The sequence below is a fragment of the Streptomyces sp. NPDC018947 genome, assembly GCF_044390505.1.
In the GTDB taxonomy this organism is placed as follows: domain Bacteria; phylum Actinomycetota; class Actinomycetes; order Streptomycetales; family Streptomycetaceae; genus Streptomyces.
Window position 1 is genome coordinate 40,221 of the sequence record NZ_JBIRZD010000011.1, and the last position, 26,269, is coordinate 66,489.

The window sequence follows — 26,269 nt, forward strand, 5'->3', positions numbered from 1 at the left end:
CACGATGTGGACAATTCTCGCACCCGGCCGCGCGTCGGCCACATTCAGTTCCTGAACTGCATGCCTCTGTACTGGGGGCTGGCGAGAACGGGAACACTCCTCGATCTCGAGCTGACGAAGGACACCCCGGAGAAGCTCAGCGAGCGACTGGTGCACGGCGACCTCGACATCGGACCGGTCACCCTGGTCGAGTTCCTCAAGCACGCGGACGAGCTGGTCGCCTTTCCCGACATCGCCGTCGGCTGCGACGGCCCCGTGATGTCGTGCGTGATCGTCTCGCAGGTCCCGCTGGACCGACTGGACGGCGCCCGGGTCGCCCTCGGTTCGACCTCGCGCACCTCCGTCCGCCTCGCCCAGCTCCTGCTGGCCGAGCGCTTCGGCGTCCAGCCGGACTACTACACCTGCCCGCCGGACCTGAGCGTGATGATGCAGGAGGCCGACGCGGCCGTCCTGATCGGTGACGCCGCCCTGCGCGCCAACATGATCGACGGGCCGCGCTTCGGCCTGGACGTGCACGACCTGGGCGCGCTGTGGAAGGAGTGGACGGGCCTGCCGTTCGTCTTCGCGGTCTGGGCGGCCCGGCGCGACTACGCCGAGCGCGAGCCGTTCATCGCCCGCAAGGTGCACGAGGCCTTCCTCGCCTCCCGCGACCTCTCCCTGGAGGAGGTCGGCAAGGTCGCCGAGCAGGCGGCCCGCTGGGAGGCCTTCGACGAGAAGACCCTGGAGCAGTACTTCAGGACCCTCGACTTCAGCTTCGGCGCACCGCAGCTCGAGGCGGTCGCGGAGTTCGCCCGCCGGGTCGGTCCGACGACGGGCTTCCCCGCGGACGTGAAGGTCGAGCTGCTCCGGCCCTGAGCTCCGCGCGGCCGGGCCACTACCCTGCTGGAAGGTTCCGGCGTACGGGGGAGGGGTGGACCTATGCGGCCGCTCGATGACGACGAACCCACCGTCGTGGGGCCCTACCGGCTGCTCGGCCGTCTGGGCTCCGGAGGCATGGGGCGGGTCTACCTGGGCCGCAGCGCCGGCGGCCGGACGGTCGCGGTGAAGATCGTGCACCCGCACTTCGCGCTCGACGAGGAGTTCCGCGCCCGGTTCCGCCGCGAGGTGGAGGCCGCCCGGCGGGTCGGCGGCGCCTGGACCGCGCCCGTGCTCGACGCCGACCCCGGGGCGCGCGTGCCCTGGGTCGCCACCGCCTACGCGGCCGGACCGCCCCTGTCGGCGGCCGTCGCGGACGTCGGCCCCCTGCCGGCCCACACCGTACGGGCGCTCGGCGCCGGTCTCGGCGAGGCGCTGGCCGCGGTGCACGAACTGGGCCTCGTCCACAGGGACGTCAAGCCGTCCAACGTCCTGCTGACCCTGGACGGCCCCCTGCTCATCGACTTCGGCATCGCCCGTGCCACGGACGGGACCGCCTCCCTGACCTCGACGGGCGTCTCGGTCGGCTCGCCCGGTTACATGTCGCCCGAGCAGATCCTCGGCGAGAAAGTCACCGGCGCCGCCGACGTCTTCTCCCTCGGCGCGGTCCTCGCCCACGCGGCGACCGGCGAGCCGCCCTTCCGCGGGGACTCCTCGGCCGCCCTGCTCTACCAGGTCGTGCACGAGGAGCCGCAGCTCGGCGCGCTGGACGGCGAGGTGCGCGAACTGGTGCGCCGGTGCCTGGCCAAGGAGCCCGGCGCCCGTCCCGCGCCCGGTGAGGTGGCCCGGCGGCTCGCCCCGGACGGCGCGGCCCGGCTGGTCGCGGGCGGCTGGCTGCCGGGAGCGCTGGTGGAGCAGGTCAGCCGCGGCGCCGTCCGGCTCCTCAACCTGGAGGCGGCGGGGGAGGGCGGGGCGGCACCCGAGGCGGTGTCGGGTCCGGTGGGGTTCACGCGGTCGTCGACGGCGGGCGGGGACGCGGTGCCGGCAGCGCCGGTGACTCCGGCGGCCGGACCCGCGGGGGGCGTGTTCGGGCCGCCGCCGGTGATGCCGGGGGCACCTGGGGCCTTCGGGGTGCCGGGTTCCTTCGGGGCTGCCGGCCCCTCCGCCCCTTACGGGGCCTCCGGCCCTCACGGCACTTCCGCCGAGCCCGCCGCGGCATCCGGGGCTCTGGTCGCTCCGGGCGGTCCCCCCGCGACTCCGTCCCCGCCGGGACACACGCCCCCGGCGGCTCACGTACCTCACGGGACCCCGGCGCCGGCCGAGTCCCAGGCGCCTCCCGTCACCCTGCCCGGCCAGAGGGACGGCGAGCGAGGTCCCGGCAGGCTCTCCGTGCACGTGGCGGCCACCTCCACGCGGGTCGGCGACGGACGCGGGCGCAGGCTGAGCTGCAGCGTGGCCCTCGCGGTGGCCGGGGCGATGGCGGCGGTGACGGTCGGCTCGGTGGTCCTGTTCGACCTGCTGCCGGGCGGCCACCGCGACACCGCGGGCGGCGGCGACAGCGGCCCCGCCACGCACTCGCCGTCCGCCCCGAGCAGCGACCAGAGCAGCGACAACCCGGGCGCCGGCGGTTCGGGCGGCGGGGACGGCGGCACCCCTCCGCCGTCCGGCGCGGGTACCGTCCCCGCCGCCTACCTCGGCACCTGGGAGGGCCCCGGCACCGCACTCGACGGCCGGCTCCCGGTGGGCACCTTCCGCATCACCATCGAGAAGGCCGCCGTCGGCGAGGAACTGGGGCGGCTGCGCCAGACCGACCGGCTCGGCGGCGTGTGCGTCGACGTGCTGACGCTGGAGCAGGTGACGGAGAAGGAGATCGTCGCCGGTTCCGTCGGCGCCGAGGACAACCACGGCGGATGCAACCAGGCGCCCACCACCGTCCGCTTCACCCGGGCCGGGAACGCCCTCGACTACACCTCCGAGAGCGCCGAGTCGGGCAGGCCCGAGGCGCGGCTGACGAAGGTCGGATAGGTGGAGCGGAAGCGACGCCCGCCCGGTGGGGCGCCGTTACTGTGTCGGCCACCGTCCACGGGCCGCCGGCCGTCCGGGGGCCGACGGGGAGGGAGTGCCGGGAGATGAGCGTCGAACTGCTCGTCCTCGTCGTCGCCGTGCTCTGGGGCGCGGCGACCGGTGCGCTGCTGCCACGGGCGGCCTACCGCTTCTCCGCGCCCTCGGGCGAGCCGTGGCGCGACACGTGTCCGGCCGGCCACCCGCTCCGGGGCTGGCTCGGTCCTGCACGGTGCGCGCGGTGCGCACACGGCGCGGTGCCGGCCGGGACCGCACCGGGGCCGGACCGGGCGGGCGCGCTCCCGGACGACGCGGGCGAGGGTCCGGTGCGGGTGCCCGTGACGGGGGGGTACGGACCCGGCGCCGCCGGTCCCGTCCTCGTCACCGCCCTGGTGTGCGCCGCGCTCGCCGCCGCCACCGGGACCCGGCCCGAACTGGCCGTCTGGCTGCTGCTCGCTCCGGCCGGCGTGCTGCTGACGGTCGTCGACCTGCGGGTGCGGCGGCTGCCCGACCCCCTGACCCTCCCGCTGGCCGGCGCCGCCCTCGCCCTGCTCGGCGTCACCGCGCTCGTGCCCGAGCACGCCGGGGAGTGGACCACCGCCGCGCTCGGCACCCTCGCGCTGGGCGCCGGCTACTTCGCGCTGTTCCTCATCAACCCCGCCGGCATGGCCTTCGGCGACGTCAAGCTCGCGCTGGGCGCCGGCGCGGTCCTCGGCTGGTACGGATGGCCGACGCTGATGCTCGGCACCTTCGCCGGGTTCCTGCTGGGCGCGGTCTACGGGGGTGCCCTCGTCGTCGCGGGGCGGGCCGGGCGCGGGACGGCGATCGCCTTCGGGCCGTTCCTGCTCGGCGGCGCGTTCCTCGGCGTCCTGGCGGGCGCGTACGCGGCCTGAGGAAGGCCGGGCGAAAGTGCTGGCGTACGCTGGGCAAGTCCGTCCACAACCCTTGTGAACCTTGCGAAAGGGACGCCGGTGACCGAGAAGGCCGACCTTCAGCCCATCCTCGACCGTGCCGCCGCCGGTGGGCGGATCACCCCCGAAGAGGCCCTCGCCCTCTACCGCGACGCGCCCCTGCACGCGCTGGGTGCCGCCGCGGACGCCGTGCGCAGGCGCCGGTACGCCGGCACCGAGCACATCGCGACGTACATCATCGAGCGCAACATCAACTACACGAACGTGTGCGTCACGGCGTGCCGGTTCTGCGCCTTCTACGCCGCGCCCAAGGACACCGCCAAGGGCTGGACCCGCGACCTCGACGACATCCTGCGCCGCTGCGCGGAGACCGTCGAACTGGGCGGCACGCAGATCATGTTCCAGGGCGGCCACCACCCGGACTACGGCGTGGAGTACTACGAGAAGCACTTCGCCGCCATCAAGAAGGAGTTCCCCGACCTCGTCATCCACAGCCTGGGGGCGAGCGAGGTCGAGCACATGGCCCGGATCTCCGGCGTGTCGGTCGAGGAGGCCATCACCCGCATCCACGCGGCCGGGCTCGACTCCTTCGCCGGGGCGGGTGCCGAGCTGCTGCCCGAGCGGCCCCGCAAGGCCATCGCGCCGCTCAAGGAGTCCGGCGAACGCTGGCTGGAGATCATGGAGATCGCCCACAACCTGGGCGTCGAGTCGACCTCCACGATGCTGATGGGCACCGGCGAGACCAACGCCGAGCGCATCGAGCACCTGCGGATGATCCGGGACGTGCAGGACCGCACCGGCGGCTTCCGCGCCTTCATCCCGTACACCTACCAGCCCGAGAACAACCACCTGAAGGGCCGCACCCAGGCGACCCTGTTCGAGTACCTGCGGATGATCGCCGTCGCCCGCGTCTTCCTCGACAACGTCGCCCACATCCAGGGCTCGTGGCTGACCACGGGCAAGGAGGTCGGCCAGCTCTCCCTGCACTACGGTGCCGACGACCTCGGCTCCATCATGCTGGAGGAGAACGTGGTCTCCTCCGCCGGTGCCAAGCACCGCTCCAACCGGCTGGAGATCATCGACCTGATCCGCAAGGCCGGCCGGGTCCCGGCGCAGCGCTCCACGACGTACGAGCACCTCGTCGTGCACGACGACCCGGCGAACGACCCCGTCGACGAGCGGGTCGTCTCCCACATCTCGTCCACGGCCATCGAGGGCGGCACGGCCCACCCCGAGCTGAAGCTGCTCGCCTCCAACTGACGCCGCCGTGCTGACGATCCACGCCGACTCCCGGGGCCGGGCGCTCGCCGTCGAGGGCGAGGGGATCGCCATGGCGGGCCCGCTGGAGGAGCTGACCGCCGCCCACCCGCGCGCCCGGGTGCGGCAGTGGCCCGGCATCCTCACCCCCGGGCTCGTCACCCCGTACGGCAACGAGCTGCTGGAGGAGTGCTACCACCCCGATCCGCGCGAGGCCGACGAGCTGGGCACCGAGCCGCTCACCGGTGAGGCGCTCGCCGCGCTGGCGCCGGACGAGGCCCGCTGGGGCGCGAGCGCCCGGCGCGGACTCCAGCGCATGCTGGCGCACGGCACGGTGGCCGTCGCCTGCGAGGGACTGCGCATCCGCGCGGTGCGGGACGCCCTGCGCCGCTCCGGCCTGGGCGTGGTCGGCAAGACCGGCCGCCCGGACGGGGTGCCCGCGCTGGACCCGTACGCCTCCGGCCACCCCGTGACGTTCGCGCCGCCGAGGGAGGCGGGCTCCGCCGCCCGGTTCGCCGTCTTCGACGTCCCGGACGAGTCCGCGCTCGCCCGCGCCGGGGCCCGCAGTTGCGTGGCGACGGTCGTCGCGGGCCGACTGGTGTACCGGCGGCGCTGAGCCCCGCCGCCCGGCGCCTGCCGGACGCCGCCGCGCGGAACGGGCCGGGGCCCGCGCCGTGACGCGGCCCTGCAACAATGGGCGGGTGACCCGCGCTTCCCTGAACAAGCAGCCGCACGAAGTCGCCTCGATGTTCGACCACGTCGCGCGACGGTACGACCTGACGAACGCCGTGCTCTCGCTCGGGCAGGACCGGGCGTGGCGCAAGGAGGTCGCCAGGGCCGTCGACGCCCGGCCCGCGCAGAAGGTCCTCGACCTGGCCGCCGGCACCGCGACCTCGTCCCAGCCCTTCGCCCGCGCAGGCGCCTACGTCGTGCCCTGCGACTTCTCCCTCGGCATGCTCCAGGTGGGCAAGGAGCGGCACTCCTGGATGCCGTTCACGGCGGGCGACGCGACGCGGCTGCCGTTCCGGGACGACGTGTTCGACGCCGTCACCATCTCCTTCGGGCTGCGCAACGTGCAGGACACGGACGCGGCGCTGCGCGAGATGTACCGGGTGACGCGGCCCGGCGGCCGGGTCGTCATCTGCGAGTTCTCGCACCCGACCTGGGCGCCCTTCCGCACCGTCTACACCGAGTACCTGATGCGCGCCCTGCCGCCGCTGGCCCGCGCGGTGTCGTCCAACCCGGACGCCTACGTCTACCTCGCCGAGTCCATCCGCGCCTGGCCCGACCAGCCCGCCCTGGCGGGGCTGCTGCGCAAGGCGGGCTGGTCGAAGGTGGCGTACCGGAACCTGACGGGCGGCGTCGTGGCGCTGCACCGGGGCTTCAAGGAGAGCTGACCGGGGCCGTCACAGCTTCAGCCGGTAGCAGTGCCCCTGCTGCCGGGACTCCGGCGTGGTGAAGACCTCGGCGAGCCGCATGCCCAGCCGCTCCGTGACCGCGATGGAACGGGTGTTGCGGGCGTTGACCATCGCCACCACCTCCGTCACGCCCGCCGCGCGCACCCGCTCCAGGGTCTGCCGGGCCGCCGCGGTGACGTACCCCTTGCCCCAGTGCTCCCGCCCGAGCCGCCAGCCGATCTCGATCTCGCCCCGGGGCCCCCAGTCCTGCGGCCAGGGCTGGGCGCCGGTGAAGCCGACGACCCGGTCGGACTCGTCCACCATGGTCCACAGGCAGAAGCCGCGCTCGGCGTCGTGCCGGCGCTGGCGGGCGGTGAGCTCCTCGTAGACGGACAGCTCGGCGGACCTGCCGCCGTGGAACTCCATGACGTCCGGGTCGTCGAAGGTCCGGTGCCAGGCGACGGCGTCCTCGTCGGTGGGGACGCGCAGCCGTACGACAGGCAGAGCTCGGTTCACGGGGCAGCCCTTCAGCCGGGGGAACGGTGACGCTGAATAGACTGCCCATGTCCAGTGCCCGTCGGCACGCAGATTTTCGAACTCTGGGGAGATCCCGCCGTGACCGAGCCCCTCTCCGACAACACCGCCGATGTGATCGTCGTGGGCGCGGGGCCAGCCGGCTCCACGACCGCGTACCACCTGGCCAAGGCCGGGCTCGACGTCCTCCTGCTGGAGAAGACCGCCTTCCCGCGGGAGAAGGTCTGCGGCGACGGCCTCACCCCGCGTGCGGTGAAGCAGCTCGTGGCCATGGGCATCGACATCTCCGAAGAGGCGGGCTGGCTGCGCAACAAGGGCCTGCGCATCATCGGCGGCGGCTCGCGTCTCCAGCTCGACTGGCCGGATCTGGCCTCCTTCCCCGACTACGGACTCGTCCGCAAGCGCGACGACTTCGACGAGCAGCTCGCCCGGCAGGCGCAGAAGGCGGGCGCCCGCCTCTACGAGCGCTGCAACGTCGGCGCCCCCGTCGTCGACGACCGCACGGGCCGCATCACCGGCGTGCACGCCAAGCTGGGCGAGGACAAGCGCGAGGTCACCTTCCACGCGCCGCTGGTCGTGGCCGCCGACGGCAACTCCACCCGGCTGTCCCTGGCGATGGGCCTGCACCGCCGCGAGGACCGCCCGATGGGCGTCGCGGTGCGCACGTACTTCACCTCGCCGCGCCACGACGACGACTACCTGGAGTCCTGGCTGGAACTGTGGGACCGCCGCGGCGCCCAGGACCGCCTGCTGCCGGGCTACGGCTGGATCTTCGGCATGGGCGACGGCACCTCGAACGTCGGCCTCGGCGTCCTCAACACCTCCGCCTCCTTCAAGGAACTCGACTGGCGCGAGATCCTCAAGGCGTGGTGCGCCTCCATGCCGGAGGACTGGGGCTACACCCCGGACAACATGACGGGCCCGATCCGCGGCGCCGCACTCCCCATGGCGTTCAACCGCCAGCCCCACTACACGCGCGGGCTGCTGCTGGTCGGCGACGCCGGCGGCCTGGTGAACCCCTTCAACGGCGAGGGCATCGCGTACGCCATGGAGTCCGGCGGGATCGCCGCCGACGTCATCGTCCAGGCCCACGCGCGGGCCACGCCGGCCCAGCGCGAGACCGCCCTCCAGCGCTACCCGCGCGTTCTGAAGGACACCTACGGCGGCTACTACACGCTGGGCCGCGCCTTCGTGAAGCTCATCGGCAACCCGAAGGTCATGCAGATCGCCACGCAGCGCGGGCTCACCCACCCGGTGCTGATGAAGTTCACCCTGAAGATGCTCGCCAACCTGACCGACCCGACGGGCGGCGACGCGATGGACCGCATCATCAACGGTCTGAGCAAGGTCGCGCCGAAGGCCTGACGCACGCCGAAAGGCCGCAGCCCCCGAGCGGCTGCGGCCTTTTCGTACGGGTCCGAGGTGTCCGGACGCGAGCGTCAGAGCACGCGCACGGCGCCGCTCGGCGGGTCGTACGACAGCGACTGCTTGACGACACCGCTCGACGGGTTCTGCGCGCCGACGAACATGCCGTCGCCGACGTAGACGCCGACGTGGTACGCGCTGCCCGCGCCGCCCCAGTACAGGATGTCGCCCGGCTGGAGGTTGCTCAGCGACACCTGGGTGCCGGCGGTCGACTGGTCCTGGGAGACGCGCGGCAGGTCGATGTTGACCTGCTTGAAGGCGGCCTGCACGAGGCCGGAGCAGTCCCAGGAGTTGGGGCCGGTGCCGCCGGAGACGTAGGCGTCGCCGACCTGTGCCTCGACGAAGGAGACGACGGCGGCGGCGGAACCGGTGACCGAGGTCGAGGTGCTGACACCGGCCGTGCTCCCGGAGGAGGAGGACGACGAGGAGCCGGTGCTCGCGGAGGCGCTCAGGGTGGCGCGCTCGGCGGTGCGGGCGGCGCGCTCGGCGGCTTCCTTGCGCGCGGCCTCCTCGGCCTTCTTCTTGGCCTCCGCGGCCTTCTTCTTGGCCTCGGCGAGGTCCGCCTTGGCCTCCTTGGCCGCCTTGACGGCCGCCGCGTCACGCTCGGCGCGCAGCTCGTAGTTGGCGGCCGCCTGCTGCGTGGCGTCCGCGGACTGGGCGACCTGGGCGGCCAGGTCGGCCGTCAGGGTGGGCAGTTCGAGGGTCTGCGTCACCGGCTCGGCCGCGTTCGCCGAACCCGACGCACCGGCCACTGCCAGGGTGCTGAGGACGCCACCGGCAACTCCGGCCCGCATCGCGAGGGTCGATGCGCTGCGGCGGGGCTTCCGGTGGCTGCGTATGTGAGCGGTGTGGGACATGGGTACAAGCGGTATCAGGAGCTCCTCCATACCTTCAAGAAACGTGTCCTGCGCCACAGTTGCTCAGCCGGGTCCCTGAATCCCGGGCGTGTCGCCCTTTATTGACGCCGTAACGGACATTGCGGACCGGTCGTGACCCACCTGTGATCACGGGCTTTGATCGTTTCGCCCGAATTGCCCCGCGCCTACCACTTGTTGAGGCAGTTGGCCAAGCCCGGTTCTCGGACACCTCTCATGAATGTGGCGGAGGTCACGGAACGGTTACCCGGCCCGCCGCGTCCCCCGCGCGGATCGTCGGCCGGGCCGCTCGTGAACGCGTGCACACGTCCACATCGCGCCCCCGCCGTCCCTCCGAGGTGTGAACGGCGTCCACTATCAAGAGATCAAGTCCAGCACCAATTTGCATGCACGCGAAGCATCTTGATATTGAGACGGGCTCTCGCGGACCCCTCTGGCCAGCGATGACGAGAGAAAATGTCACCTCTGGTGATCAGATGAACGCTTCCCGTGTGAAGATCACCGCTCATCCGACTTCATGATCCTTCGTCAGGTGGTGGAGATCACAAAGCTTGTGCAATACCCCGTGTCGCAGATCACAGAGCGGCGGGCATAAGATGCGAGGCAGTTGGGCTTGTGACCTGCTTCACATGTTCGCGATCTTCGCCGGGATCAGCGGGGTTCGCGGGGCTGCTGGGGCGGCTGTGAGCCCAGTGCAACCGCCAGCAGTCAGTGCCGACTGAGAGGAGCGAGGAGCGGTGAACGCGTATGCGCCCATCCTCGTACTGGGAGCCCTCGGGGCAGGCTTTGCGATCTTCTCCGTGGTCATGGCCACGCTGATCGGTCCGAAGCGGTACAACCGGGCCAAGCTCGAGGCCTACGAGTGCGGCATCGAGCCGACCCCCACGCCGGCCGGCGGCGGGCGCTTCCCCATCAAGTACTACCTGACGGCGATGCTCTTCATCGTCTTCGACATCGAGATCGTCTTCCTCTACCCCTGGGCCGTCACCTTCGACGCCCTGGGGATCTTCGGGCTCGTGGAGATGCTGCTCTTCGTGCTCACCGTCTTCGTCGCGTACGCGTACGTATGGCGGCGCGGCGGCCTGGAATGGGACTGAGGGGCCTTTAGTCATGGGACTCGAAGAAAAGCTGCCGAGCGGCTTCCTGCTGACCACCGTCGAGCAGGCCGCGGGCTGGGTGCGCAAGTCGTCCGTCTTCCCCGCCACGTTCGGCCTCGCGTGCTGCGCCATCGAGATGATGACCACCGGCGCCGGCCGTTACGACCTGGCGCGCTTCGGCATGGAGGTCTTCCGCGGCTCGCCGCGGCAGGCGGACCTGATGATCGTCGCGGGCCGGGTCAGCCAGAAGATGGCGCCGGTGCTGCGGCAGGTCTACGACCAGATGCCGAACCCCAAGTGGGTGATCTCCATGGGGGTCTGCGCCTCCTCGGGCGGCATGTTCAACAACTACGCGATCGTCCAGGGCGTCGACCACATCGTCCCGGTCGACATCTACCTCCCCGGCTGCCCGCCGCGGCCCGAGATGCTGATGGACGCCATCCTCAAGCTCCACCACAAGATCCAGAACTCCAAGCTCGGCGTGAACGCCGAAGAGGCGGCCCGCGAGGCGGAGGAGGCGGCGCTCAAGGCCCTGCCCACCATCGAGATGAAGGGGCTGCTGCGGTGAGCGACGCGAAGAACACGAACGGTGACGCGAACGGCGTGAACCCCGAGAAGCAGCTCTCCGCGGAGAACCTTCCCGGCCAGCGGGGACAGGGCGGCGAGGAGATCCGCGTCCAGCGCGGCATGTTCGGCGCCGACAACGGCGGCGACACCTCCGGCTACGGCGGTCTGGTCCGCTCGGTCCGTCTCCCGGGACCGGCGAGCAGGCCCTACGGCGGCTGGTTCGACGAGGTCGCCGACGAGCTGGAGGGCGCCCTGGAGGAACAGGGGCTGCTGCCCGAGAACGCCATCGAGAAGACGGTCGTCGACCGCGACGAACTGACCTTCCACATCGAGCGGGAGCACCTGGTCCGCGTCGCCCGCACCCTGCGCGACGACCCGGCCCTGCGCTTCGAGCTGTGCACCGGTGTCAGCGGCGTGCACTACCCGAACGACAAGGGACGCGAGCTGCACGCCGTCTACCACCTGCGCTCGATCACCCACAACAGGCTGATCCGCCTGGAGGTCAGCGCCCCCGACGGCGACCCGCACATTCCGTCGCTGTTCTCCGTCTACCCGACGAACGACTGGCACGAGCGCGAGACGTACGACTTCTTCGGCATCGTCTTCGACGGTCACCCGGCCCTGACGCGGATCATGATGCCGGACGACTGGCAGGGCCACCCACAGCGCAAGGACTACCCGCTCGGCGGCATCCCCGTCGAGTACAAGGGCGCCCAGATCCCGGCTCCGGACCAGCGGAGGTCGTACTCATGAGCACGCACACCCCGTCTTCCGCGTCGGCACGCGAGACCACCGAAGGCACCGTCTACACCGTCACCGGCGGCGACTGGGACGAGGTCGTCCAGACCGCGGCCCGCACCGACGACGAGCGCATCGTCGTCAACATGGGCCCCCAGCACCCCTCCACCCACGGCGTGCTCCGGCTGATCCTGGAGATCGACGGCGAGACGGTCACCGAGGCCCGCTGCGGCATCGGCTACCTGCACACCGGCATCGAGAAGAACCTCGAGTACCGGACCTGGACGCAGGGCACGACGTTCGTGACGCGCATGGACTACCTGACGCCGTTCTTCAACGAGACGGCGTACTGCCTGGGCGTCGAGAAGCTCCTCGGCATCGAGGACCAGATCCCGGACCGGGCCTCGGTCATCCGGGTCCTGCTGATGGAGCTGAACCGGCTCTCCTCACACCTGGTGTGCATCGCCACCGGCGGCATGGAGCTGGGCGCCACCACGATCATGATCTACGGATTCCGCGATCGTGAACTGATTCTCGACATCTACGAGCTGATCACCGGCCTGCGGATGAACCACGCGTACATCCGCCCCGGCGGACTCGCGCAGGACCTGCCGCCGGGCGCGGTCGACCAGATCCGCGCGTTCGTGAAGAAGATGGACAAGAACCTCCCGGAGTACGACAAGCTCGCCACCGGGAACCCCATCTTCAAGGCCCGCATGCAGGACGTCGGCTACCTCGACCTGGCCGGCTGCATGGCCCTCGGCGTCACCGGCCCCGTGCTCAGGTCGGCCGGCCTGCCGCACGACCTGCGCAAGACCCAGCCGTACTGCGGTTACGAGACGTACGACTTCGACATCCCGACCGCCGACACCTGCGACTCCTACGGCCGCTTCCTGATCCGGCTGGAGGAGATGCGCCAGTCGCTGAGGATCGTCGAGCAGTGCCTGGACCGGCTGGAGCCCGGCCCGGTCATGGTCGCCGACAAGAAGATCGCCTGGCCCGCCCAGCTCGCCCTGGGACCGGACGGACTCGGCAACTCCCTGGACCACATCAAGAAGATCATGGGCACGTCCATGGAGGCCCTGATCCACCACTTCAAGCTGGTCACCGAGGGCTTCCGCGTCCCGCCGGGACAGGCGTACGCGGCGGTCGAGTCGCCCAAGGGCGAACTCGGGGCGCACGTCGTCTCCGACGGCGGCACCCGCCCCTACCGGGTCCACTTCCGCGACCCGTCCTTCACCAACCTTCAGGCCATGGCGGCGATGTGCGAGGGCGGCCAGGTCGCCGACGTCATCGTCGCGGTGGCCTCCATCGACCCCGTGATGGGAGGCGTCGACCGGTGACCACCTCTTCTTCGGAGCGGGGCGTCAGCCTGGGCATGCCGGAACTGCCCGCGCCCGCGTACCCGGACGACGTCCGGGCCCGGCTGGAGGCCGACGCGCGCGAGGTCATCGCCCGCTACCCGGACTCCCGTTCCGCGCTGCTGCCCCTGCTGCACCTCGTGCAGTCGCAGGAGGGGCACGTCACGCGCACCGGGATGCGGTTCTGCGCGGACATGCTGGGCCTGACCACGGCCGAGGTCACCGCGGTCGCCACCTTCTACACCATGTACCGGCGCAGGCCGAGCGGCGACTACCAGGTCGGCGTCTGCACCAACACGCTGTGCGCGGTCATGGGCGGCGACGCGATCTTCGAGTCCCTCCAGGAGCACCTCGGCGTCGGCAACGGCGAGACCACCGACGACGGCAAGGTCACCCTGGAGCACATCGAGTGCAACGCGGCCTGCGACTACGCCCCGGTCGTGATGGTCAACTGGGAGTTCTTCGACAACCAGACCCCGGCGAGCGTGCGCCGACTCGTCGACGACCTGCGCGCGGGACGGCCGGTGACGCCCACCCGCGGTGCGCCGCTGTGCACCTTCAAGGAGACGGCCCGGATCCTGGCGGGCTTCCCCGACGAGCGGGAGGGCGCCGTCGAGGCCGGCGGCAGCGCGGGTCCCGCCTCCCTGGCCGGGCTCAGGCTGGCCAAGGGCGAGGCGCCCGGGGTGCGCGTGGTGCACCCGCGGGACGGCGCACCGCACGACGTGCCGCAGGACCGGGCCGTGCACGACCCGTCCCCCACCGAGCACCTCAGCTCGCACGACGCGCCGCAGGACACATCCGCATCCGATCCCGCCCACCCGTCACCCACCACCACCCGTGACGGAGGGGCTTCGCCCCGCCCCTCCGATACGGCCGGGCCCGCAGCCGAGGAGGGGGAGTGATGACCTTGGCAGCCGAGATCAAGGACACCAGCCCGGAGAAGCTGCTCGCACCCGTGCTGTCGGCCTTCTGGGACGAGGACGAGTCCTGGACCCTGGACGTCTACCGGAGGCACGAGGGGTACGAGGGGCTCCGCAAGGCGCTGGCGATGTCGCCGGACGACCTGATCGCCTACGTCAAGGACTCGGGTCTGCGCGGACGCGGCGGCGCCGGCTTCCCGACGGGGATGAAGTGGCAGTTCATTCCCCAGGGGGACGGCAAGCCCCACTACCTCGTCGTCAACGCCGACGAGTCGGAGCCGGGCACCTGCAAGGACATCCCGCTCCTCTTCGCGAACCCGCACAGCCTCATCGAGGGCATCGTCATCGCGTGCTACGCGATCAGGTCGTCGCACGCCTTCATCTACCTGCGCGGTGAAGTCGTCCCGGTGCTGCGGCGGCTGCACGCGGCCGTGCGCGAGGCCTACGCGGCGGGCTTCCTCGGCGAGAACATCCTCGGCAGCGGACTCGACCTCGAACTCACCGTGCACGCGGGCGCGGGCGCGTACATCTGCGGTGAGGAGACCGCACTGCTCGACTCGCTCGAAGGCCGCCGCGGCCAACCGCGGCTCCGGCCCCCCTTCCCCGCCGTCGCGGGCCTCTACGCGTGCCCGACCGTGGTGAACAACGTCGAGTCGATCGCGTCGGTTCCCGCGATCCTCCACAAGGGCAAGGAGTGGTTCAGGTCGATGGGCAGCGAGAAGTCCCCGGGCTTCACGCTGTACTCGCTCAGCGGCCACGTCGCCACCCCCGGCCAGTACGAGGCGCCGCTCGGCATCACGCTGCGCCAGCTCCTCGACATGAGCGGCGGGATGCGCCCCGGCCACCGGCTGAAGTTCTGGACGCCGGGCGGCTCCTCCACGCCGATGTTCACCGACGAGCACCTCGACGTCCCCCTCGACTACGAGGGGGTCGGCGCCGCGGGTTCCATGCTCGGCACGAAGGCACTCCAGTGCTTCGACGAGACGACCTGCGTGGTGCGCGCGGTCACCCGCTGGACCGAGTTCTACGCCCACGAGTCCTGCGGCAAGTGCACGCCCTGCCGCGAAGGCACGTACTGGCTCGTGCAGTTGCTGCGCGACATCGAGGCCGGCAAGGGCTCGATGAGCGACCTCGACAAGCTGAACGACATCGCCGACAACATCAACGGCAAGTCCTTCTGCGCCCTCGGCGACGGTGCCGCCTCGCCGATCTTCTCCTCGCTGAAGTACTTCCGCGAGGAGTACGAGCAGCACATCACGGGCCGCGGCTGCCCCTTCGACCCGGCCCGGTCGACGGCCTGGGCCGACCACCGTACGGAGGTGAACGCATGACTGTGACCACGAGCGCTCCCTCCGGCGGGGGAGAGCCGGCCCTCCCCCCGGAGGACCTCGTCTCGCTGACGATCGACGGCATCGAGATCAGCGTGCCCAAGGGCACCCTGGTCATCCGGGCCGCCGAGCAGCTCGGCATCGAGATCCCCCGGTTCTGCGACCACCCTCTCCTCGACCCGGCCGGCGCCTGCCGCCAGTGCATCGTCGAGGTCGAGGGCCAGCGCAAGCCCATGGCGTCGTGCACCATCACCTGCACCGACGGGATGGTGGTGAAGACCCAGCTCACCTCGCCGGTCGCGGAGAAGGCCCAGCACGGGGTGATGGAGCTGCTGCTCATCAACCACCCGCTGGACTGCCCGGTCTGCGACAAGGGCGGCGAGTGCCCCCTGCAGAACCAGGCGATGTCGCACGGCAACGCCGAGTCCCGCTTCGAGGGCAGGAAGCGGACCTACGAGAAGCCCGTGGCGATCTCCACCCAGGTGCTCCTCGACCGCGAGCGGTGCGTGCTGTGCGCCCGCTGCACCCGGTTCTCCAACCAGGTCGCGGGCGACCCGATGATCGAGCTGATCGAGCGGGGCGCGCTCCAGCAGGTCGGCACCGGTGAGGGCGACCCCTTCGAGTCGTACTTCTCCGGCAACACCATCCAGATCTGCCCGGTCGGCGCGCTCACCTCGGCGGCCTACCGGTTCCGCTCCCGCCCCTTCGACCTGATCTCCTCGCCGTCCGTGTGCGAGCACTGCTCCGGCGGCTGCGCGATGCGCACCGACCACCGGCGCGGCAAGGTCATGCGCCGGCTCGCGGCCGAGGACCCCGAGGTCAACGAGGAGTGGATCTGCGACAAGGGCCGGTTCGCCTTCCGGTACGCGCAGCAGCGCGACCGGCTCGACACGCCCCTGGTGCGCAACGCGGAGGGCGAGCTGGAGCCCGCCTCCTGGCCCGAGGCCCTGCAGATCGCCGCGCAGGGACTGCTCGCCTCGCGCGGGCGGACGGGCGTGCTGACCGGCGGCCGGCTCACCGTCGAGGACGCCTACGCGTACAGCAAGTTCGCGCGCGTGGCGCTCGACACCAACGACATCGACTTCCGTGCGCGCGTGCACAGCGGCGAGGAGGCCGACTTCCTGGCCGCCCGCGTCGCCGGACGCGGCCGTGACCTCGACGGCACCGGCGTCACGTACACCGCGCTGGAGAAGGCGCCGGCCGTGCTGCTGGTCGGGTTCGAGGCCGAGGAGGAGGCGCCCGGCGTCTTCCTGCGGCTGCGCAAGGCCTGGCGCAAGCACGGGCTGAAGGTGTTCTCGCTGGCCACCCACGCCACGCGGGGCCTGGAGAAGGCCGGCGGCACGCTGCTGCCCGCCGCTCCCGGCACCGAGACCGAGTGGCTGGACGCGCTGGCGAGCGGCGTCGGCCTGGAGGACGACGGGGCCCGCGCCGCCGAGGCGCTGCGCGCCGAGGGCGCCGTGATCGTCGTCGGCGAGCGGCTCGCGGCCGTGGCCGGCGGACTCACCTCGGCCGTACGGACCGCCGCCGCCACCGGGGCCCACCTGGCGTGGATCCCGCGCCGGGCCGGGGAGCGGGGCGCGATCGAGGCCGGCGCGCTGCCGTCGCTGCTGCCGGGCGGGCGCCCGGCGACCGACCCGCGGGCGCGGGAGGAGGTCGCCGCGCTCTGGGGCCTGGCCGACCTCCCGCACCGCTACGGCCGCGACACCGGCGAGATGATCGAGGCCGCCGCCCGCGGTGAGCTCCAGGCGCTGCTGGTGGCGGGCGTGGAGGTCGCCGACCTGCCCGACCCGGCACGCGCGCGTGCGGCACTGGCCGAGGCCGGCTTCGTGGTGTCGCTGGAGCTGCGGCCCGGCGAGGTCACCGAGCACGCCGACGTGGTCCTGCCCGTCGCCGCGGTCGCCGAGAAGGCCGGGACCTTCCTCAACTGGGAGGGCAGGGCGCGCTCCTTCGGGGCCGCGCTCAAGCCCGACCAGATGACCCGCCGTCTCGCGCCCACCGACGGGCGCGTCCTGCAGATGCTGGCCGACGCCATGGACGTCCACCTCGGCCTGCCGGACCTGCGCACCACGCGGGCGGAGATCGACCGGCTCGGCGCCTGGGACGGGGCGCGGGCCGACGACGCGTCGCACACGGCGAGCGCGCTGCCCCGGCCGGCCGCCGGGGAGGCCGTGCTCGCCGGGCACCGGCTGCTGCTCGACCACGGCGTCCTCCAGCAGGGCGACGAGGCGCTGGCCGGCACCCGGCACGCCGCACGCGCACGCGTGTCGCCCGCCACGGCCGCCGAGGCCGGCGTCAAGGACGGCGACGTGCTGGCCGTGACCGGCCCCGCCGGCGTCGTCGAACTCCCGCTGCAGATCACCGAGATGCCGGACCGGGTGGTCTGGCTCCCGCTGAACTCGGCCGGCACCGGCGTCGCCTCCGACGCCGGGGCGCTGCCCGGTTCCCTCGTCCGCATCGGCCCGGCCACGCCCGCCGGTGAGGCCCCCAAGGAGGTGGAGGCATGAGCCCGTACCTCGCCGCTGAAGACCTCTCGATGTTCGGCACCGACCCCTGGTGGCTGATCGTCCTCAAGGCGGTCTTCTGCTTCGCCTTCCTGATGGTGACCGTGCTCTTCTCCATCGTGTGGGAGCGCAAGGTCGTCGCCTGGATGCAGTTGCGCATCGGCCCGAACCGGCACGGCCCCTGGGGCATGCTCCAGTCGCTCGCCGACGGCATCAAGCTGATGCTCAAGGAAGACGTCGTCGTCAAACGCGCCGACAAGGCGGTGTACGTCCTCGCGCCGGTCGTCGCGGCCGTCCCGGCCTTCATGGCGATCGCGGTGATCCCCTTCGGGCCCGCCGGCAACGAGGTGTCGATCTTCGGTCACCGCACCGCGATGCAGCTCACCGACCTGCCGATCGCGCTGCTGTTCATCCTCGCGGTCGCTTCCGTCGGCATCTACGGCATCGTGCTCGCCGGCTGGAGCTCCGGATCCACGTACCCGCTGCTCGGCGGGTTGCGGTCCTGCGCGCAGATGATCTCCTACGAGATCGCCATGGGCGCCGCGTTCGCCTCGGTGTTCCTGTACTCGGGGTCGATGTCGACGTCGGAGATCGTCGCCCAGCAGAGCGACCGCTGGTACATCGTGCTGCTGCCGGTCTCCTTCATCCTCTACATCGTCACGATGGTCGGCGAGACCAACCGCGCCCCCTTCGACATGCCGGAGTCCGAGGGCGACCTGGTGGGCGGCTTCAACACCGAGTACTCGTCGATCAAGTTCGCGATGTTCATGCTCGCCGAGTACGTGAACATGGTGACGGTCTCGGCGGTCGCCACCACGCTCTTCCTCGGCGGCTGGCGGGCACCGTGGCCCGTCAGCACCTTCTGGGAGGGCGCCAACCACGGCTGGTGGCCGCTCCTCTGGTTCGTCGTCAAGGTCCAGCTCCTGCTGTTCTTCTTCATCTGGCTGCGCGGCACCCTCCCCAGGGTCCGCTACGACCAGCTCATGAAGCTCGGCTGGAAGGTACTCATCCCGGTCTCCCTGGTGTGGCTGATGCTCGTCGCCACCGTGCGGGCCCTCAGGAACGAGAACTACGGATTCACCGACATCGCCCTCTACATCGGCGGCGCCGTCCTGGCCCTGCTGGTGCTGTCCTTCGTCGCCGACCTCTACCGCGACAAGGGCAAGCGGGCCGAGGCCCCGCCCGAGGAACCGGCCGCCTTCGACCCCATGGCGGGCGGATTCCCCGTACCGCCGTTGCCCGGACAGGAGTTGCCGCCGGTGCCGCGCCGCCGCCCGCGCCGCGAGCGGGAGCTGATTGTCAGTGGCGGGACCGATACTCACAGTGACGGATCGGTCGGCGGATCCGCGCAGGGAAAGGAGGCGTCCGATGGCTGAGGAACCCAAGGAGACCAACCCCGGTTTCCTGAACCCCGTGGCCGGCTTCGGCGTGACCTTCAAGGCCATGTTCAAGAAGCGGCTCACCGAGCAGTACCCGGAGCAGCAGAAGACCACCGCTCCGCGCTTCCACGGACGGCACCAGCTCAACCGCCATCCGGACGGCCTGGAGAAGTGCGTCGGCTGCGAGCTGTGCGCCTGGGCGTGCCCCGCCGACGCCATCTACGTGGAAGGCGCGGACAACACGGACGAGGAGCGCTACTCGCCGGGCGAGCGGTACGGCCGCGTCTACCAGATCAACTACGCCCGCTGCATCCTGTGCGGCCTGTGCATCGAGGCGTGCCCCACGCGCGCGCTGACGATGACCAACGACTTCGAGCTGGCCGACTCCAGCCGAGCCGACCTCATCTACACCAAGGAGCAACTGCTCGCCGGCCTCGAGGAGGGCATGGTCGACACGCCCCACGCCATCTACCCGGGCACGGACGAGCAGGACTACTACCGCGGCCTGGTCACCGAGGCCGCGCCCGGCACGGAGCGCCAGGTCGCCCACTCCAAGGGGGAGGTCGTCCAGGAGGCGGCCTCGACCTTCGGCGAGGGCGAACCGGCGTCGGAGAAGGTGATCCGACGATGACCGCGCAGCTCGCCGCGTACTCCACCTCCACCGGAGAGGCCGTCCAGTTCTGGATCCTCGGCACGGTGGCGGTGATCGGAGCCCTGTGCACCGTCTTCATGAAGAAGGCCGTGCACAGCGCGCTCTGCCTCGCCGGGACCATGATCGTCCTGGCGGTGTTCTACCTGGCCAACGGGGCCTACTTCCTCGGCATCGTGCAGATCGTCGTCTACACCGGCGCGGTCATGATGCTGTTCCTGTTCGTCGTGATGCTCGTCGGCGTCACCGCGGCGGACTCCCTGAAGGAGACCATCAAGGGACAGCGCTGGCTGGCCCTGGCCAGCGGTCTCGGCTTCGGCATCCTGCTGATCGCCGGCATCGGCAACGCGTCGATCAAGGAGTTCGACGGTCTCGCCCAGGCCAACGCGAACGGCAATGTCGAGGGCATCGCGTCCCTCATCTTCACCAGGTACGTCTTCGCCTTCGAGATCACCGGCGCCCTGCTGATCACGGCCGCCGTCGGCGCCATGGTGCTCACGCACCGCGAGCGCACCGAGCGGGCCAGGACCCAGCGCGAACTGTCCGAGCAGCGCGTCCGCGACGGCAAGTACCTGCCGCCGCTGCCGGCGCCCGGTGTCTACGCCCGGCACAACGCGGTCGACATCGCGGGCCTGCTGCCCGACGGCACCCCGTCCGAGCTGACGGTCAGCAGGACGCTGCGCGAGCGGGGCCAGATCCGCGACGTCTCCATGGAGGCGCTGGCCGACCTCAAGGCCCTGGAGCAGCGCGCCGAGGAGCGTCTGGAGCGCAAACCGGAGCTGCCGGCCACCTTCAAGCGGGCCGAGGAGGCGTCGAAGTGAACCCGGTCAACTACCTGTATCTCGCGGCCCTGCTGTTCACCATCGGTGCCACGGGTGTGCTGATCCGGCGCAACGCGATCGTGGTGTTCATGTGCGTCGAGCTGATGCTCAACGCCTGCAACCTCGCGTTCGTCGCCTTCTCCCGGATGCACGGCAATCTCGACGGCCAGATCATCGCCTTCTTCACGATGGTCGTCGCCGCCGCGGAGGTCGTGGTCGGGCTCGCGATCATCGTGTCCCTGTTCCGTGCCCGCCACTCGGCCTCGGTCGACGACGCCAGCCTGATGAAGCTGTGAGGGGTCGCTGAATCGTGGAGAATCTGATTGCGCTGCTGGTGGCGGCGCCTCTGCTCGGAGCGGTGGTCCTGCTGTGCGGCGGCCGCCGGCTGGACGCCGTCGGCCACTGGGTCGGCACGCTGCTCGCCGCGGCGTCCTTCGTGGTCGGCGTCGTCCTGTTCACCGACATGCTCGGCAACGGTGCCGACGAACGCACGCTGACGCAGCACCTGTTCAGCTGGGTCCCGGTGGAGGGTTTCCAGGCCGACGTCGCCTTCCGGCTCGACCAGCTCTCGATGACGTTCGTGCTGCTGATCACCGGCGTCGGCTCGCTGATCCACCTGTACTCGGTCGCGTACATGGAGCACGACGAGCGGCGCCGCCGCTTCTTCGGCTACCTGAACCTGTTCCTCGCGGCGATGCTGATCCTCGTCCTCGCCGACAACTACCTGCTGCTGTACCTCGGCTGGGAGGGCGTCGGTCTCGCCTCCTACCTGCTGATCGGCTTCTGGCAGCACAAGCCGAGTGCCGCCACCGCCGCGAAGAAGGCCTTCCTGGTGAACCGCGTCGGCGACATGGGCCTGTCCATCGCGATCATGCTGATGTTCCTGTGGTTCGGCACCTTCGCCTTCGGGCCGGTGCTCGGCGGTCACGGGGACCCCGGACTCGCCGACTCTGCCGACTCGGGCAAGCTGACCGCGATCGCCCTGATGCTGCTGCTCGCCGCCTGCGGCAAGTCCGCCCAGGTGCCGCTGCAGTCCTGGCTCGGGGACGCGATGGAGGGCCCGACCCCGGTCTCGGCCCTCATCCACGCCGCGACCATGGTGACCGCGGGCGTGTACCTGATCGTCCGTTCGGCGGCCGTCTTCAACGGCGCCCCCGACGCGCAACTGGTCGTCACCGTCGTCGGCGCGGTCACGCTGCTGTTCGGTGCGATCGTCGGTTGCGCCAAGGACGACATCAAGAAGGCACTGGCCGGCTCCACCATGTCGCAGATCGGCTACATGGTGCTGGCGGCGGGCCTCGGCCCCATCGGCTACGTCTTCGCCATCATGCACCTGGTGACGCACGGCTTCTTCAAGGCCGGCCTGTTCCTCGGCGCCGGTTCCGTCATGCACGGCATGAACGACGAGGTCGACATGCGGCGCTACGGCGGCCTGCGCAGGTACATGCCGGTCACCTTCGTCACCTTCGGCCTCGGCTACCTGGCGATCATCGGCTTCCCGGGCCTGTCCGGCTTCTTCTCCAAGGACAAGATCATCGAGGCGGCGTTCGCCAAGGGCGGCACCGAGGGCTGGATCCTCGGCGCCTGCGCCCTGCTGGGCGCGGCCATCACCGCGTACTACATGACGCGCGTGATGCTGATGACCTTCTTCGGCGAGGAGCGCTGGCGCAACGCCCCGACGCCGTCCCCGGCGCAGCCCGACGTGGAGCCCGCGGCCGAGACGCGCGGCGCGTACACGCCGCCGCACCCGCACGAGTCCCCGAGGATCATGACGATCCCGATGATCGTGCTGGCCGTCGGGTCCGTGGCGGGCGGTGCCTTCTTCAGCATCGGCGACCGTTTCGTGCACTGGCTGGAGCCCATCACCGGGCACTCCCACGGTGACGCGCCGATCAGCGCCGGGGTGGTCACCGGGGCGACCGTGGCCTGCATGGTCATCGGCGTCGCCATCGCCTGGGCGCAGTACGGAAGGCGGCCGGTCCCGGCCGTCGCCCCGCGCGGTTCGCTGCTCACCCGGGCCGCCCGGCGCGACCTGCTCCAGGACGACTTCAACCACGTCGTCCTGGTCCGCGGCGGCGAGCACCTCACGCGCTCGCTGGTCTACGTCGACCACACCCTGGTCGACGGGGTCGTCAACGGCACGGCGGCCTCGTTCGGCGGCCTGTCCGGGCGGATGCGCAAGCTGCAGAACGGCTTCGCGCGCTCGTACGCGGTCTCGATGTTCGGCGGTGCGGCGGTCCTCGTCGCCGCGACCCTGCTGATGAGGGCGGTCTGATACCGATGTCCTTTCCCCTGTTGACAGCGACGGCGGTGCTCCCGGCCGTCGGGGCCATCGCCACGGCCGCCGTGCCGGCCGCGAAACGCACCGCCGCCAAGTGGCTGGCGCTGCTGTTCTCGCTGGCCACGCTCGTGCTGGCGATCGCGGTCCTGATCCGCTTCGACCCGGGCGGCGACCGCTACCAGCTCACCGAGTCCCACGCGTGGATCGCGGAGTTCGGCGTCCGGTACGAGCTGGGCGTGGACGGCATCGCGGTGGCGCTGATCGCGCTGACCGCCCTGCTGATCCCGTTCATCGTCCTCGCGGGCTGGCACGACGCCGACCCGCTGGAGACCGGCAGCAGCCGGTGGCGGCCGACCCAGGGCTTCTTCGCGCTGATCCTGGCCGTCGAGGCGATGGTGATCATCTCGTTCGAGGCCACCGACGTCTTCCTCTTCTACATCTTCTTCGAAGCCATGCTGATCCCGATGTACTTCCTCATCGGAGGCTTCGGGGACCGGGCTCACGAGCACGGCGAGAAGACGGCGGCCACGCAACGGTCGTACGCGGCGGTGAAGTTCCTCCTCTACAACCTGGCCGGCGGACTGATCATGCTGGCCGCGGTGATCGGGCTGTACGTGGTCGCCGGGAGCTTCTCCCTCACGGAGATCGCCGAGGCGCGGGCCAACGGCTCGCTGTCCATGGCGACCGGCACCGAACGCTGGCTGTTCCTCGGCTTCTTCTTCGCCTTCGCGGTGAAGGCGCCGCTGTGGCCGCTGCACACCTGGCTGCCCAACGCCATGGGGGAGTCCACCGCGCCGGTCGCCGTGCTGATCACGGCGGTCGTCGACAAGGTGGGCACCTTCGCCATGCTCCGCTTCTGCCTCCAGCTCTTCCCGGAGGCCAGCAAGTGGGCGACGCCGGTGATCCTCGTGCTGGCGGTCGTCAGCATCATCTACGGCGCGCTGCTCGCGGTCGGCCAGCGCGACATGAAACGGCTGATCGCCTACGCGTCGATCTCGCACTTCGGCTTCATCATCATGGGCATCTTCGCGATGACCAGCCAGGGCCAGTCGGGCGCGACGCTCTACATGGTCAACCACGGCATCTCGACCGCCGTGCTGATGCTGATCGCCGGCTTCCTGATCTCCCGGCGCGGCTCGCGGCTCATCGCCGACTACGGCGGTGTGCAGAAGGTCGCCCCGGTGCTGGCCGGTACCTTCCTGATCGGCGGCCTGGCCACGCTGTCCCTGCCGGGTCTCGCACCGTTCGTGAGCGAGTTCCTGGTGCTGGTCGGCACGTTCACGCGCTATCCGGTGATCGGCATCATCGCCACCCTCGGCATCGTCCTCGCCGCGCTCTACACCCTCGTCCTGTACCAGCGGACGATGACCGGGCCGGTGAAACCCGAGGTCACGGCGATGCCCGACCTGCGGGTGCGCGAGCTGGTGGTCGTGGCCCCGCTGGTGGCGCTGCTGCTCTTCCTGGGCGTCTACCCGAAGCCCCTCACGGACATCGTCAACCCCGCGGTGCAGCAGACCATGTCCGACGTACACAAGAAGGACCCCCAGCCTGAGGTGGAGGCGGCCAAGTGAGCGCAACAGCCGTCCACAGCCTGTGGACAACGGCGGCAACGGCGGCCGACCCGATCGCGAAGATCGACGCACCGAAGATCGAGTACGGACAGCTCTCGCCCGTGCTCATCGTCATCGGCGCGGCGATCGTCGGCGTCCTGGTCGAGGCCTTCGTGCCGCGCAGGTCCCGCCACTACGTGCAGATGTTCGTGTCCGCCGTCGCGCTGGTCGCCGCGTTCGCCGCGGTCGTCGCGCTCGCGGCGCGCGGGTACGGCACGACCAAGGCGGGCATCGCGGCGATGGGCGCCATCGCCGTCGACGGACCGGCCCTGTTCCTTCAGGGCACCATTCTGCTGGCGAGCCTGGTGGCCCTGTTCACCTTCGCCGAGCGGCGGCTCGACCCCGCGGCGCACGGCAACCGGGTCGACTCCTTCGCCGCGCAGGCCGCGGCCGTGCCGGGCAGCGAGAGCGAGCAGAAGGCGGTGAAGGCCGGGTTCACCACCACCGAGGTGTTCCCGCTGCTGATGTTCGCCGTCGCCGGCATGCTGGTCTTCCCGGCGGCCAACGACCTGCTGACGCTCTTCGTCGCCCTGGAGGTCTTCTCCCTCCCGCTGTACCTGCTGTGCGCGCTGGCCCGCCGCAAGCGGCTGATGTCGCAGGAGGCGGCGGTCAAGTACTTCCTGCTCGGCGCGTTCGCCTCCGCGTTCACGCTGTTCGGCATCGCCCTGCTGTACGGCTACGCGGGCTCGATGTCCTACGGAAGGATCGCGCAGGTCGTCGACGGCACCGTCCAGAACATCACCCCGGCGCTCGCGAACACCATGGGCAACGACGCGCTGCTGCTCGTCGGGTCCGCGCTGATCGTGATGGGCCTGCTGTTCAAGGTGGGCGCGGTGCCGTTCCACATGTGGACGCCGGACGTGTACCAGGGCGCGCCGACGCCGGTGACCGGTTTCATGGCGGCGGCGACCAAGGTCGCGGCCTTCGGCGCCCTGCTCCGCATCCTCTACGTCGTGCTGCCCGGCCTGCGCTGGGACTGGCGGCCGGTGATGTGGGCGGTGGCGATCGTCACCATGCTGGCCGGCGCGATCGTCGCGATCACGCAGACGGACATCAAGCGGCTGCTGGCGTACTCGTCGATCGCGCACGCGGGCTTCATCCTCGCGGGTGTCATCGCGACCACGCCCTCCGGGATCTCGTCGGTCCTCTTCTACCTGGCCGCGTACTCGTTCGTGACGATCGGCGCCTTCGCGGTGGTCACGCTGGTGCGCGACGCGGGCGGCGAGGCGACGCACCTGTCGAAGTGGGCGGGGCTCGGGCGGCGGTCGCCGCTGGTGGCGGCCGTGTTCGCGGTCTTCCTGCTGGCCTTCGCCGGCATCCCGCTGACCTCCGGGTTCGCGGGGAAGTTCGCCGTCTTCAAGGCGGCGGCGGAGGGCGGCGCGGCCCCGCTGGTCGTGGTCGGTGTCATCTCGTCGGCGATCGCGGCGTTCTTCTACATCCGCGTGATCGTGCTGATGTTCTTCAGCGAGCCGCGGCCCGAGGGTCCGACGGTCGCCGTGCCGTCGCCGCTGACCATGACGGCGATCGGCGTCGGCGTGGCGGTCACGGTGGTCCTCGGTGTGGCACCGCAGTACTTCCTGGACCTCGCGGGACAGGCGGGAGTGTTCGTGCGCTGACAACGCGCCCGCGGATCACCCGTGACGACGGCCCGGCACCCTCGGGGGGTGCCGGGCCGCCGCCGTGTGTGCGGGCGCACGGGCTC

23 protein-coding genes are annotated in these 26,269 nt (G+C 71.1%); 21 read left to right on the forward strand and 2 right to left on the reverse strand.

From position 1 onward, the window contains the following. Nucleotides 1-6 precede the first annotated feature (6 nt). The 6 genes from ACH499_RS21235 (at nt 7) to ACH499_RS21260 (ending at nt 6,481) form a co-directional block, all read left to right on the forward strand. On the forward strand, nt 7-855 hold the full coding sequence (locus ACH499_RS21235; protein WP_399017554.1) for a menaquinone biosynthetic enzyme MqnA/MqnD family protein: 849 nt from the start codon (nt 7-9) through the stop codon (nt 853-855). Nucleotides 856-918: 63 nt separating this feature from the next. Next, the gene (locus tag ACH499_RS21240; RefSeq protein WP_399017556.1) at nt 919-2,880 is read left to right on the forward strand and encodes a protein kinase; all 1,962 of its coding nucleotides are present in this window, start codon (nt 919-921) and stop codon (nt 2,878-2,880) included. 104 nt (nt 2,881-2,984) lie between these two features. After that, complete coding sequence (locus tag ACH499_RS21245; RefSeq protein WP_399017558.1) at nt 2,985-3,809, forward strand: prepilin peptidase; 825 nt, start codon at nt 2,985-2,987, stop codon at nt 3,807-3,809. Between the two features lie 78 nt (nt 3,810-3,887). Further along, a complete protein-coding gene (mqnC, locus tag ACH499_RS21250) occupies nt 3,888-5,087 on the forward strand; it encodes a cyclic dehypoxanthinyl futalosine synthase (RefSeq protein WP_356197581.1) in 1,200 nt (399 codons plus the stop codon). A gap of 7 nt (nt 5,088-5,094) precedes the next feature. Beyond that, the gene (locus tag ACH499_RS21255) at nt 5,095-5,700 is read left to right on the forward strand and encodes a hypothetical protein (RefSeq protein ID WP_399017560.1); all 606 of its coding nucleotides are present in this window, start codon (nt 5,095-5,097) and stop codon (nt 5,698-5,700) included. 85 nt (nt 5,701-5,785) lie between these two features. After that, nucleotides 5,786-6,481: a demethylmenaquinone methyltransferase gene (locus tag ACH499_RS21260; RefSeq protein ID WP_356197585.1), complete on the forward strand. Its 696-nt coding sequence runs from the start codon at nt 5,786-5,788 to the stop codon at nt 6,479-6,481. Between the two features lie 9 nt (nt 6,482-6,490). Here the strand turns inward: ACH499_RS21260 and ACH499_RS21265 are convergent, their stop codons facing one another. Beyond that, nucleotides 6,491-6,997: a GNAT family N-acetyltransferase gene (locus ACH499_RS21265; protein WP_399017563.1), complete on the reverse strand. Its 507-nt coding sequence runs from the start codon at nt 6,995-6,997 to the stop codon at nt 6,491-6,493. A 99-nt stretch (nt 6,998-7,096) separates the two neighbouring features. Here ACH499_RS21265 and ACH499_RS21270 point away from each other — a divergent pair, with 99 nt between their 5' ends. Next, nucleotides 7,097-8,380, forward strand: coding sequence for a geranylgeranyl reductase family protein (locus tag ACH499_RS21270; protein WP_399017565.1), 1,284 nt, complete (start codon nt 7,097-7,099; stop codon nt 8,378-8,380). 74 nt (nt 8,381-8,454) lie between these two features. Here ACH499_RS21270 and ACH499_RS21275 read toward each other — a convergent pair whose 3' ends face one another. Beyond that, nucleotides 8,455-9,297: a C40 family peptidase gene (locus tag ACH499_RS21275; RefSeq protein WP_356197590.1), complete on the reverse strand. Its 843-nt coding sequence runs from the start codon at nt 9,295-9,297 to the stop codon at nt 8,455-8,457. Between the two features lie 755 nt (nt 9,298-10,052). On the opposite strand from ACH499_RS21275, the gene ACH499_RS21280 reads away from it, so the two are divergent. From ACH499_RS21280 to nuoN, 14 genes are read left to right on the forward strand one after another with little or no spacing between them, the layout of a single operon-like run. Further along, nucleotides 10,053-10,412 (forward strand): NADH-quinone oxidoreductase subunit A, encoded by a 360-nt coding sequence (locus ACH499_RS21280; RefSeq protein ID WP_003992243.1) that lies wholly within the window; start codon nt 10,053-10,055, stop codon nt 10,410-10,412. A gap of 13 nt (nt 10,413-10,425) precedes the next feature. Next, the gene (locus tag ACH499_RS21285; RefSeq protein ID WP_029381065.1) at nt 10,426-10,980 is read left to right on the forward strand and encodes an NADH-quinone oxidoreductase subunit B family protein; all 555 of its coding nucleotides are present in this window, start codon (nt 10,426-10,428) and stop codon (nt 10,978-10,980) included. Then, the gene (locus ACH499_RS21290; RefSeq protein WP_356197593.1) at nt 10,977-11,732 is read left to right on the forward strand and encodes an NADH-quinone oxidoreductase subunit C; all 756 of its coding nucleotides are present in this window, start codon (nt 10,977-10,979) and stop codon (nt 11,730-11,732) included. The genes ACH499_RS21285 and ACH499_RS21290 overlap by 4 nt, the downstream gene beginning before the upstream one ends. Further along, nucleotides 11,729-13,060 carry an NADH-quinone oxidoreductase subunit D gene (locus tag ACH499_RS21295; protein WP_356197596.1) on the forward strand — a complete coding sequence of 444 codons (1,332 nt, stop codon included), beginning with the start codon at nt 11,729-11,731 and terminating at the stop codon, nt 13,058-13,060. Before ACH499_RS21290 ends, ACH499_RS21295 begins: the two co-directional genes overlap by 4 nt. After that, nucleotides 13,057-13,980, forward strand: coding sequence for an NADH-quinone oxidoreductase subunit NuoE (gene nuoE / locus ACH499_RS21300; RefSeq protein ID WP_399017569.1), 924 nt, complete (start codon nt 13,057-13,059; stop codon nt 13,978-13,980). Before ACH499_RS21295 ends, nuoE begins: the two co-directional genes overlap by 4 nt. Continuing rightward, nucleotides 13,977-15,329: an NADH-quinone oxidoreductase subunit NuoF gene (gene nuoF / locus ACH499_RS21305; RefSeq protein ID WP_356197601.1), complete on the forward strand. Its 1,353-nt coding sequence runs from the start codon at nt 13,977-13,979 to the stop codon at nt 15,327-15,329. Before nuoE ends, nuoF begins: the two co-directional genes overlap by 4 nt. Continuing rightward, nucleotides 15,326-17,830, forward strand: a complete 2,505-nt coding sequence (locus ACH499_RS21310; protein WP_399017571.1) for an NADH-quinone oxidoreductase subunit G — start codon at nt 15,326-15,328, stop codon at nt 17,828-17,830. The genes nuoF and ACH499_RS21310 overlap by 4 nt, the downstream gene beginning before the upstream one ends. Next, nucleotides 17,827-19,203, forward strand: a complete 1,377-nt coding sequence (nuoH, locus tag ACH499_RS21315; RefSeq protein WP_356197605.1) for an NADH-quinone oxidoreductase subunit NuoH — start codon at nt 17,827-17,829, stop codon at nt 19,201-19,203. The genes ACH499_RS21310 and nuoH overlap by 4 nt, the downstream gene beginning before the upstream one ends. Then, entirely contained in the window at nt 19,196-19,837 is a 642-nt protein-coding gene (nuoI, locus tag ACH499_RS21320) for an NADH-quinone oxidoreductase subunit NuoI (RefSeq protein ID WP_399017573.1), read from the forward strand. The genes nuoH and nuoI overlap by 8 nt, the downstream gene beginning before the upstream one ends. Next, nucleotides 19,834-20,676 (forward strand): NADH-quinone oxidoreductase subunit J, encoded by an 843-nt coding sequence (locus ACH499_RS21325; RefSeq protein WP_399017575.1) that lies wholly within the window; start codon nt 19,834-19,836, stop codon nt 20,674-20,676. The genes nuoI and ACH499_RS21325 overlap by 4 nt, the downstream gene beginning before the upstream one ends. Continuing rightward, a complete protein-coding gene (nuoK, locus tag ACH499_RS21330) occupies nt 20,673-20,972 on the forward strand; it encodes an NADH-quinone oxidoreductase subunit NuoK (protein WP_062928520.1) in 300 nt (99 codons plus the stop codon). Before ACH499_RS21325 ends, nuoK begins: the two co-directional genes overlap by 4 nt. A 14-nt stretch (nt 20,973-20,986) precedes the next feature. Then, entirely contained in the window at nt 20,987-22,951 is a 1,965-nt protein-coding gene (gene nuoL, locus ACH499_RS21335; protein WP_399017577.1) for an NADH-quinone oxidoreductase subunit L, read from the forward strand. A 5-nt stretch (nt 22,952-22,956) separates the two neighbouring features. Then, nucleotides 22,957-24,528, forward strand: a complete 1,572-nt coding sequence (locus tag ACH499_RS21340) for an NADH-quinone oxidoreductase subunit M (RefSeq protein ID WP_356197612.1) — start codon at nt 22,957-22,959, stop codon at nt 24,526-24,528. Beyond that, nucleotides 24,525-26,183: an NADH-quinone oxidoreductase subunit NuoN gene (gene nuoN, locus ACH499_RS21345; protein ID WP_399017580.1), complete on the forward strand. Its 1,659-nt coding sequence runs from the start codon at nt 24,525-24,527 to the stop codon at nt 26,181-26,183. The genes ACH499_RS21340 and nuoN overlap by 4 nt, the downstream gene beginning before the upstream one ends. The last annotated feature ends 86 nt before the right edge of the window (nt 26,184-26,269 follow it).